Origin of the sequence: Sphingobium salicis subsp. salicis (genome assembly GCF_049472635.1) — a bacterium.
In the GTDB taxonomy this organism is placed as follows: Bacteria; Pseudomonadota; Alphaproteobacteria; order Sphingomonadales; family Sphingomonadaceae; genus Sphingobium; species Sphingobium yanoikuyae_A.
Genome location: NZ_JAYRCS010000001.1, coordinates 4097126 through 4107500 on the forward strand (window position 1 = coordinate 4097126; position 10375 = coordinate 4107500).

Annotated in this window: 4 protein-coding genes, 1 tRNA gene and 2 rRNA genes (1 of these 7 only partly in view); 4 read left to right on the top strand and 3 right to left on the bottom strand. The window is 57.4% G+C overall.

Features of this window, described 5'->3' with window-relative positions:
* Positions 1 to 370: 370 nt before the first annotated feature.
* The 4 genes from VHN57_RS19825 to istB all read left to right on the top strand — a co-directional run bounded on the left by VHN57_RS19825 (position 371) and on the right by istB (position 8040).
* Positions 371 to 4438: a helix-turn-helix transcriptional regulator gene (locus tag VHN57_RS19825; RefSeq protein ID WP_423285005.1), complete on the top strand. Its 4068-nt coding sequence runs from the start codon at positions 371 to 373 to the stop codon at positions 4436 to 4438.
* Between the two features lie 42 nt (positions 4439 to 4480).
* Positions 4481 to 5419, top strand: a complete 939-nt coding sequence (locus tag VHN57_RS19830; RefSeq protein ID WP_423285006.1) for a DUF4238 domain-containing protein — start codon at positions 4481 to 4483, stop codon at positions 5417 to 5419.
* A 301-nt stretch (positions 5420 to 5720) separates the two neighbouring features.
* Complete coding sequence (gene istA, locus VHN57_RS19835; protein ID WP_423283371.1) at positions 5721 to 7244, top strand: IS21 family transposase; 1524 nt, start codon at positions 5721 to 5723, stop codon at positions 7242 to 7244.
* Positions 7234 to 8040: an IS21-like element helper ATPase IstB gene (gene istB, locus VHN57_RS19840; protein WP_069338825.1), complete on the top strand. Its 807-nt coding sequence runs from the start codon at positions 7234 to 7236 to the stop codon at positions 8038 to 8040. The genes istA and istB overlap by 11 nt, the downstream gene beginning before the upstream one ends.
* Before the next feature lie 613 nt (positions 8041 to 8653).
* On the opposite strand, the gene VHN57_RS19845 is transcribed toward istB, so the two are convergent.
* The 3 genes from VHN57_RS19845 to VHN57_RS19855 all read right to left on the bottom strand — a co-directional run.
* Positions 8654 to 8730: transfer RNA gene (locus tag VHN57_RS19845), tRNA-Met, on the bottom strand.
* A 110-nt stretch (positions 8731 to 8840) separates the two neighbouring features.
* Positions 8841 to 8955: ribosomal RNA gene (gene rrf, locus VHN57_RS19850) — 5S ribosomal RNA — on the bottom strand.
* A gap of 176 nt (positions 8956 to 9131) precedes the next feature.
* Positions 9132 to 10375: ribosomal RNA gene (locus VHN57_RS19855) — 23S ribosomal RNA — on the bottom strand (it continues 1548 nt past the right edge of the window).

The window sequence follows — 10375 nt, forward strand, 5'->3', positions numbered from 1 at the left end:
TTTTTGGGTGATAGGTGCCGCTCAGCAACCCGTTCCGGGCCGATTATGGCAAGGCATGGGACATTCCTGTCGTTCGTCGCCGCGACGGGAACGTCCGGTTACGTCGACACCGGCCATTCGTGGATCAGCCTGAGCCCTTCCACCTAGGTCCGGGCTGTTGGACGATCCGGTTAGTCCTCTTTTGAGTGCCGATCAGCTAAAGCTGCCGTTTCATTCAGGTGGTTCGCAGCCAGCTCATGCTTGCCTCGAGCAACGATAGCTGCCCTCTCCGAACGGCAATCATGGCTGGCAACGCCGGGAAGGGCGTCTCGAGAGGTAAGGTGTAAAGTGATACTTTGCGCTTTACAAAAGATGCGTTATAATATGCGGCATGAATGATATCGCCCAGCACCCCGGCGCTTATGTGCGCAACAATGTCATCCCGAAAACCATGAACGTGACGATCGCAGCCAAGAAGCTCGAAGTCAGCCGCGTTGCGCTTTCCAATTTCCTCAACGGCAGGTCCGATCTCTCACAGGAAATGGCGGCGCGCCTTGAACTCGCGTTCGGCGAGCCCGCGCGAAAACTGCTCGATATGCAAAGCGCTTGGGATTCCGCGCAACCGAAGCGCTCGCATTTAACGCCAGTCATCAGCTCTTACGTCCCGCCTTTCCTTCAGCTTAAGGCCGCAAAAATTGAAGCGTGGGCCGGGACGGGAATTTCGCCGCGTCACCGGCTCTCCGTTTTCCTGCGCACGCTCGTAAATTCGACCAGCACGGGATTGTCGAAGATAAACTTTCCAGGAAACGACGACAGCGAGCGGCCCGGTTGGGACGGTGAGGTTGAAGCCGATGAGGCAACGCCCTGGGTTCCGAAGGGGCGTTCGGGCTGGGAGTTTGGTGTCAACCAAGACCCGAAAGGCAAGGCAGACAGCGACTTCGCCAAGAGCGTTAAGGGAGTCGACGTCGCCGAACGAAAGGACATGACCTTCGTCTTCGTCACACCGCGCAGTTGGGCAGGCAAAGAAAGTTGGGTGAAGGATCGAAAGAAGGAGAAGCTCTGGAAGGACGTTCGCGCGTACGACGCGAGCGACCTTGAACAATGGCTCGAGCAGTCGATCGCCGGTCAAGTATGGTTCGCGAACGAGACGGGCCAAGATGCGCAAGGCGCTATCTCGTTGGATGAAGCTTGGAAGATCTGGGCGGCGGATTGCGAGCCGCATTTGCGTCCATCGCTGTTCGATGACGCACTGGTTGCCTATAGCTCCACGCTGCAACGAGCGATCGCAGCCGTCGAGCATAAACCTATCGTGATCGCGGCGGATTCGCGCGAGGAAGCCTTAGCGTTCTTGAGCGCAGGATTCTCGCCAAAGAATGCCGAACTCGGCAAATTCCGGGACCGTATCATTATTTTTCGTGAGGTGGGCGCTCTGAGCAAGCTTGCCGCTCAGGTATCCAACTTCATTCCCGTGATCCTATCGCGAGAGGTCGAGAAGGAGTTTGCCCCGTACCGCGCGTCGATGCCGTCGTTCATCATATATCCTCGCAACGCTACAACGTCCGATCCGGACATCACGCTTGAAACGCTGAACTACGAGGCGTTCGACAAGGCCCTATCCGACATGGGACTCGAACATGAGCGCATTCAATCGCTCAGTCGCGAAACGGGCAGGTCACCGACGGTCCTACGCCGTCGCCTCTCCCAGTTGCCTGCGATTCGCACGCCCAATTGGGCCGACGACAGAACCATTGCCGCTCAAATTGTTCCGTTTCTCTTCGCTGGCGCATGGAAGGCGGGCAATGCTGCAGACGAAGCGATGCTCGAGGTGCTGGCGGGCGACATCGGCTTCGAAGAACTAGAACGTCGCTTGAACGATCTGCTCCCATTGGAAAGCACGCCTGTTTGGCGGGTGGGTTCGCTCCGGGGCGTGGCCTCCAAGATCGACATCCTTTTCGCCATCAAGGACGTGATACTGGAAGCCGATCTTAAGCGCTTTTTCGACGTTGCCGCCCTGGTGCTCGAAGAAGAAGATCCAGCGCTCGATCTGCCTGCGGACAAGCAATGGGCGGCCGGCATTTACGGCAAGACTCGCGAAATCTCAGGCGCACTTCGCGACGGTTTGGCTGAAACGCTGGTGCTGCTCTCGGTGTATGGCGTTTCGCTGTTCCGACCGCGCTTGAACTTCAATACCGCGTGGCAGGCCGAAAAGCTGGTTCGGGCGTTGCTCGAACCGCTCACGCTTAGGAAACTTGAATCTCAGTCTGGGGATCTGCCGCTCTATTCGGAAGCTGCTCCCGAGGCCTTCCTCTCCATCCTCGAAGAAGACCTCAAGAAGGATGAGCCCGCGTCGCTCGCGCTCATGAAGCCAATCGATAGCGCCATGTTCGGTCGGTCGCACCGAACCGGCCTGCTTTGGGCTCTCGAGAACCTCGCGTGGAACGACACCCTCTTCATGCGAACCGTGCTCGCCCTTGGACGGCTTTCGGAACGCATCATCGAGGACAACCTAGTCAATAAACCGGCAGGTAGCTTGTCGGCCATATTCCGGAACTGGATGCCTCAAACCACCGCTGATCTCGAAGGCAGGAAGAAGGCGCTTTCGAAACTGGCCGAGAAGTTTCCCGACGTAGCTTGGCCGATTTGCATAGATCAGTTCTCCCTGCATTCTCGAGTTGGCCACTACAGTCACAAACCGCGTTGGCGACCCGATGGCCACGGACACGGCAACGTCGTCACCGTAGGAGAGGGCAATGACTTTGCCCTGCATGCGTTCAACTTGGCCTTGGCTTGGCCCCATCACACTCGATCGACTGTCGGCGACTTGATTCAGAATCTGGAAGGTCTGGATGAAGTGCTACGACCGGGGGTGTGGGACGTCGTCGACAGTTGGATCGCGGACGCCAGCGAAGAAGATCGCGCTTGGCTTCGCGAGAAGATCAGGGTCACGGCATTCGGTCGCCGCGCCGTTAAGCGCAAAAAGAAGCAGGGCAAGGGCGCTTTAGATGACCGCGCGAGACAGGCGTACGATGCACTTCTACCGTCGGATGCCGTTCTCCGCCACGCATGGCTTTTTAAGCAATCGTGGGTCGAAGAATCCGCCGACGAGCTCGAAGAAGACGACTTCGACTTTCGCAAACGTGACGAACGCATCTCGGCGCTTCGAACCGAGGCAGTCTCGGAAGTTTTCGCAGAAGGTGGTGTCGCTGCAGTCATGCGCTTGGCCGAAATGGGTCAGGCTCAGCACAATGTCGGCTGGTTTCTGTCGAGGTCTCTGGCGGATGCCGAGCAACTTAGGGATGCGCTCAAGCAAATTGTGAACAGCGAGCCGATAGAGGGTGCAAAGGCCTCGGTCGTCGGCGGCGCGATGGCGGAAGCGAAAAATCGCGGGTTCGATGTATTGAGCTGCCTCGTCGCCGGCGAAAGCGCCGATAGTGCGGTGTCGATCCTGCTTGCAGCTCCATTTGACCATTTGACTTGGAAGGTGGCCGAGGACTCGGGTGCGGGGCTAGGAGCAAGATACTGGAAGGAAATCGCGCCGGGCTGGAATCGCACGGAGGACGATGTTCGATACGCCGTGAAAAAATTGGTCGAAGTCGGGAGACCGCGCGCCGCCTTCCAGTTTGCGCATTTCGAGCTCAAGGAACTGCCGCCACGCGACCTGTTCAATCTTCTCGATGCGATCCGTCGCGGCTCGGATGAGGCGGCGGGCACTTACCTGCTCGCACCGCACGACCTTCGAGAGGCCTTCGAGCTGCTGAATGCCAGCGGCCAGATGTCTACTGATGAAATGGCAGGCTTGGAATTTGCGTTTATCGACGCGCTGGACGACGACCAAGGCGTGGGTCTTTTGAATCTCGGTCGGCAGATCGAAGCCCATCCCGAACTTTTCGTGGAGGCAGTTCGCTACGTCTATCGTCGCGACGACGAGTGTGAAGACGCCCCCGAGCCTGAAATTTCGGATGAACAGAACTCCGCTCGTGCCAATTCCTGCTATCGATTGCTTGATCGGCTGCGTGCAATTCCTGGGCACGATGAAAACGGCGAGCTTTGTGCCGAGCGGATCGTAAACTGGGTAGAGCAGGTCAGGGCCGGTTGCGCTGCCATCGCTAGATCAGGAGTCGGCGACAGCCATATCGGGCAATTGCTATCGCACGCTCCGGCGGCAGAAGATGGCGTATGGCCCTGTATGCCGGTGCGTGACGCGCTTGAACAGGTAGCTAACGAAGACTTGGGGCGCGGTTTGAACGTTGCCATGCGCAATTCACGTGGGGCGCATTGGAGAGGCGAAGGCGGTGCCCAAGAGCGCGCCATAGCGGCAAAATATGAGGCTTGGGCGAAGGCAATGGAGTACACGCATCCGCACGTCGCCGCGATCTTGTACGAGCTAGAGAAAAGCTATCTCCACGATGCGGAATGGGAAGACAATGAGGCGAAGATCATGCGGCGAATGCGCTATTGATTGATGCCCGCGTGAAGTGTCGCGCGATTTGTCAAAGGCGACTTGCTGGCGCAGCATGCACAGGTCACGATGCGGCACATGAAGCACCACTATGTCCCACAATTTCTTCTGAGCCGCTGGGCTGATAACACGGGTCGGCTTTTTAGCTTTTCCCGGCCGAATGGGCGCCTCGTTTGCAGTCGGCGGACACCCAAATCTACGGGCTATGAAGATGGCCTCTATGCCTTGCTGGCGGACGTGCTGGGATTTTCTCGGGATGTCGTGGAAGAGAAAATCTTCGCGCGGATCGACGATGGCGCGGCTAAGGCGCTCGAAAAACTAGAACGCCACGAAGGCTTGAGCGAAGGCGATCACATTGCTTGGACCTTTTTTCTTAGCTCGCTGCGCATGCGACAGCCCGACACGATCGAATTCCTGCGGACGAAAGGCATGGTGCAGCTTCGCAAGTCACTCGCGGATCGGGACGCCATTACGCTGCCCAAGGGCTGGCCAACCACTCAGGAATGGTTCGCAGAAAATCATCCTGGCGTTCTGGAGGCCATGCCACTTACCTCCTGGCTGCCGCGAATGATCTTCAACAAGCAAGTGCTCGACGCCTTTGCTGGCCTCAAATGGTGGTTCCGTGAATTCGAGCCAGGAGATGGAAGACTGCTGCTCTCGGACCTGCCGCTATATTGGGATGGTGGCTTTAGCAAACCAGGTTTCTATATCCACGTTCCGATCGCACCGAACAGGCTGTTCATCGGGACGCGAACCGAGGAGACCGAGGCGATCCTATCGCAAATAACGTCGGCCGAACTAGTTCAGCGGGTCAATCGAGCCTCGATCGCATCGACTTCGCAACGCCTTTGGGCATCCTCCCGCGAAGATGCGCACGCATTCATCGAGGCGAACCTCGACATCATGGGTGTGGATACCATTACAATGGCAACGCTTGCGCTTCGCCAGGGCGACGAAAACGAACACGCGCGGTCAAACTGAACCGGGGCTGGTTGCAGGGCTTGCGCGCGCCGTAGTCCTCGAAAGCCCCTTCCCGGCCAAAATTCGCTCCTCAGGATCGCATATTAACTCCTGAATCTACGTCCTCTTTCGAAGGGTCGCCAAGAGCGCTGCAACGACTGTTATGTCGGCGGCTGCGGTCCCGGTCGCGCTGGCACATGCGAATGACAATGTTGATTTCCACTGAGAAGTGACCCGGGTAGGGCGTAAATTTCCACTAAGAATTGACCCATGTTGAACTCGTCCCTGGCTTTGGCAAGCGAGGGTATATGGAGTGTTGGACATGGCGTTATTGAGCGTTATCCGGCGCTGGCATTTTCGCGATCATCTACCGATCCGGGAGATAGCGCGGCGCACCGGACTATCACGCAACACGATCCGCAAATATTTGCGGTCCGAGACGATCGATCCGCGATTCAAGGTGCCTGATCGACCAAGCAAACTGGATCCATTTGCTGAGCATCTGGCGGCCTGGCTGCGGCGCGAGATGGGCCGATCGCGCAAGCAGAAGCGCACGATCAAGCAGTTTCACGCCGATCTGGTGAGCCTGGGTTATGAAGGATCCTACAACCGGGTTGCCGCTTTTGCTCGGGACTGGCGCGAAGATTATCGGCGCCAGCAACAGATTGGCGGGCGTGGGACATTCGTGCCCCTGTCGTTCGCGCCGGGGGAAGCTTTCCAGTTTGATTGGAGTGAGGACTGGGCAATCATTGCCGGGGTTCGGACCAAGCTGCAGGTCGCGCACTTCAAGCTCAGTTACAGCCGGGCATTCATCGTGCGCGCCTACCTTCTGCAAACCCATGAGATGCTGTTCGACGCCCATAATCACGCCTTCCGCGTGCTGGGCGGCGTGCCGCGCCGGGGTATCTATGACAATATGCGCACGGCCGTCGACAAGGTCGGGCGTGGCAAGGAACGCACCGTCAACGCACGCTTTCTGACGATGGTCAGCCACTATCTGTTCGAAGCCGAGTTCTGTAACCCGGCTGCGGGATGGGAAAAGGGGCAGGTCGAGAAGAATGTCCAGGATGCGCGGCACCGTCTGTGGCAACCCACGCCGCAGGCCGAGAGCCTTGATGCGCTGAACCTGTGGCTGGAGGAGCGCTGCAAGGCGTTATGGGAGGACATCTCTCACGGGATCGAACCCGGGTCGGTTGCCAATGCCTGGGCCGATGAATTTGAGTGTCTGATGGTTGCGGGCAGGCCCTTCGATGGTTTTGTGGAATATCGCAAACGGGTATCGCCGACCTGCCTCATCCACTTTGAGCGCAATCGCTACAGCGTACCGGCCTCTTTCGCCAATCGCACTGTCAGCCTGCGCGTCTATCCTGATCGCTTCCAGGTCGTCGCCGAGGGGCAGCCAATCTGCGCACATCAGCGCATCATCAACCGCTCTCACGACGGTCCAGGTCATACGGTTTATGACTGGCGCCATTATCTGGCGGTCGTGCAGCGCAAACCCGGCGCCCTGCGCAACGGAGCGCCCTTCCTTGAGCTACCCGATGCGTTCCAGCGTCTGCAGCGACATCTGTTGCGCAATCCCGGCGGCGACAGGGAAATGGTCGAAATACTGGCGCTGGTTCTTCATCATGATGAGCAACTGGTGCTGACGGCGGTCACCATGGCGCTGGAGGCTGGCGTTCCGACCAAGACCCATATCCTCAATCTGCTCTATAGGCTGGTCGACGGAAAACCGATCTCCACGCCGCCGGTGACGGCGCCCCAGGCGCTCAAACTGGTCAGCGAGCCGATGGCCAATGTCGAACGCTATGATGATCTGCGCAAGGAGAAGCGTCATGCGTCATGACCCTGCCAGCGGCGCCATCGTCGTCATGCTCCGCAGCCTCAAGATGCATGGCATGGCGCAGGCCGTCACCGATCTCATGGAACAGGGATCTCCAGCCTTCGAAGCCGCCATCCCGATCCTCTCCCAGTTGCTCAAAGCCGAGACAGCAGAACGGGAGGTTCGGTCTGTGGCCTATCAGCTCAAGATCGCGCGCTTCCCTGTCTATCGCGATCTGGCCGGCTTCGACTTTACCAGTAGCGAGGTCAATGAAGCTCTAGTGCGTCAGTTGCATCGCTGCGACTTCATCGACATCGCCGACAATATCGTGCTGGTCGGCGGTCCTGGCACCGGCAAGAGCCATGTGGCAACGGCGCTGGGCATCCAGGCCATCGAACATCATCGAAAGCGCGTCCGCTTCTTCTCGACGGTCGAACTGGTCAATGCGCTCGAGCAGGAAAAAGCACAGGGCAAGGCCGGTCAGATCGCCAATCGCCTCCTGCACTCCGATCTCGTTATCCTGGATGAGCTTGGATATCTGCCGTTCAGTGCTTCAGGTGGCGCGCTGCTCTTCCATCTGCTGAGCAAACTCTACGAGCGCACCAGCGTCATCATCACCACAAACCTGAGCTTCAGCGAATGGGCCACCGTGTTCGGCGACGCCAAAATGACCACGGCGCTTCTCGATCGGCTTACCCATCACTGCCACATCCTGGAGACCGGCAACGATAGCTTCCGCTTCAAAAACAGCTCTGCCAAGCAGGCCAGAACCCAAAGGAGAAAACCACGGGTTGACCCACCCATGACACCCGAAACATAATCCGCAGACGGGTCACTTCTCGATGGAAAACCCGGGTCACTTCTCAGTGGAAATCAACAGCAAGCCGCCATGGCCGTCCTCCAACACCATCTTCTCACGGAAGAGCATGCGAAAATCTTCACGGAGACCTTCAACCGCGAGGTGAAGAAGATCAGCGGTAATGAAATTGATCGGGAAAGGATCACGAGAGATCGCCTCGCTGTGATCGAGACGGAACTGGAAAATCTGTCGGCCAATATGTTGGCTGGCCTTCTCAGCCCGACGCTGATGAAGATGTTGTCAGATCGGGAAGCGGAGAAGGCAGAGCTGGAAATGCGCCTCTCCCGTACAGCACCGACGAAACCGATCGCCCAGATTGTCCCTCACCCGGAACTGCTCCAAAAGTTCAAGGAGAAGATCGGCGCTCTGCGCGATACGCTGAACGACGAGCGCATTCGCACGGAAGCGGCGGAACTGATGGACAGGTTGATCGAGAGCGTGACCATTTACCCCGAAGGCGCGCATGGTCCAGAGGCGGAGATCGTCGCGAAGGTGGCGGATCTGGCGGTTTACGCCCTGAACGACAATACCACCCCGGGGAGGTCCTGGGGCGGTGTTTGTAGTTCCATGGCGGTGGTTGCGGGAGTAGGATTTGAACCTACGACCTTCAGGTTATGAGCCTGACGAGCTACCGGGCTGCTCCATCCCGCGACACTGGGCTTTTGTGTGGCCCTGACATGCAAAAAGGGCGGCTTTGCGGGCCGCCCTGTTTTGTAACATTGTGATGGGTTTTTGATCCGTTGCTATGCGCGTGCTTCAATGCCTGGCGACGCCCTACTCTTCCAGTGCTTGAGCAATAGTACCATCGGCGCAGACTGGTTTCACGGCCGAGTTCGGGATGGGATCGGGTGGGTCACAGACGCTATGGTCACCAAGCAATGAAGCAGGCGCATAACTGCGGGTTTTTAATCGATACCGTGCACTATTCACTTTCACTTGGGAAAGTGAACAACAAGAACTTTGTGTGTTTGATGTTCGTATATCTGGGCTGGCTTAACACCACGCCATCAGCGTTTTTGCTGTTTCCAGCATTGTCGTTGATGGTGGGACTCTTAAGCGCGAACAGAGCAATTAGGACTGGTTAGCTCCATGCGTTACCGCACTTCCACATCCAGCCTATCAACGTCGTGGTCTACGACGGCTCGATGAAATCTTATCTTGAGGGAGGCTTCCCGCTTAGATGCTTTCAGCGGTTATCCCGTCCATACATAGCTACCCTGCTGCGCCACTGGCGTGACGACAGGTACACCAGAGGTATGTTCAACCCGGTCCTCTCGTACTAGGGTCAACTCCTCTCAAATTTCGACGCCCACGGCAGATAGGGACCAAACTGTCTCGCGACGTTCTGAACCCAGCTCACGTACCACTTTAATTGGCGAACAGCCAAACCCTTGGGACCTGCTCCAGCCCCAGGATGTGATGAGCCGACATCGAGGTGCCAAACGATTCCGTCGATATGAGCTCTTGGGAATCATCAGCCTGTTATCCCCGGCGTACCTTTTATCCGTTGAGCGATGGCCCTTCCACGAGGGACCACCGGATCACTATGACCGACTTTCGTCTCTGCTCGACTTGTCAGTCTCGCAGTCAGGCGGGCTTATGCCATTGCACTCTAACAGACGGTTTCCAACCGTCCTGAGCCCACCATCGCGCGCCTCCGTTACTCTTTAGGAGGCGACCGCCCCAGTCAAACTACCCGCCACAGAGGGTCCCTGCACCGGATAACGGTGCGAGGTTAGACATCAGAAAACAACAGGGTGGTATTTCACCTATGGCTCCACATCAACTGGCGTCAATGCTTCAAAGCCTCCCACCTATGCTACACAGTTCTTTCCTAATGCCACTCTGAAGCTGCAGTAAAGGTGCACGGGGTCTTTCCGTCTAACCGCGGGTACTCCGCATCTTCACGGAGAATTCAATTTCGCTGAGCATATCCTGGAGACAGTGGGGAAGTCGTTACGCCATTCGTGCAGGTCGGAACTTACCCGACAAGGAATTTCGCTACCTTAGGACCGTTATAGTTACGGCCGCCGTTTACCTGGGCTTCAATTCAGAGCTTGCACTCCTCCTCTTAACCTTCAGGCACCGGGCAGGCGTCAGGCCCTATACGTCGTCTTGAAGCCGACTTAGCAGAGCCCTGTGTTTTTGCTAAACAGTCGCTACCCCCTGGCCTGTGCCCCCCATCAAAAGTTGCCTTAAGATGGGGCCTCCTTCTTCCGAAGGTACGGAGGCAATTTGCCGAGTTCCTTCAGGATACTTCTCTCAAACGCCTTGGTATACTCTACCATTCCACCTG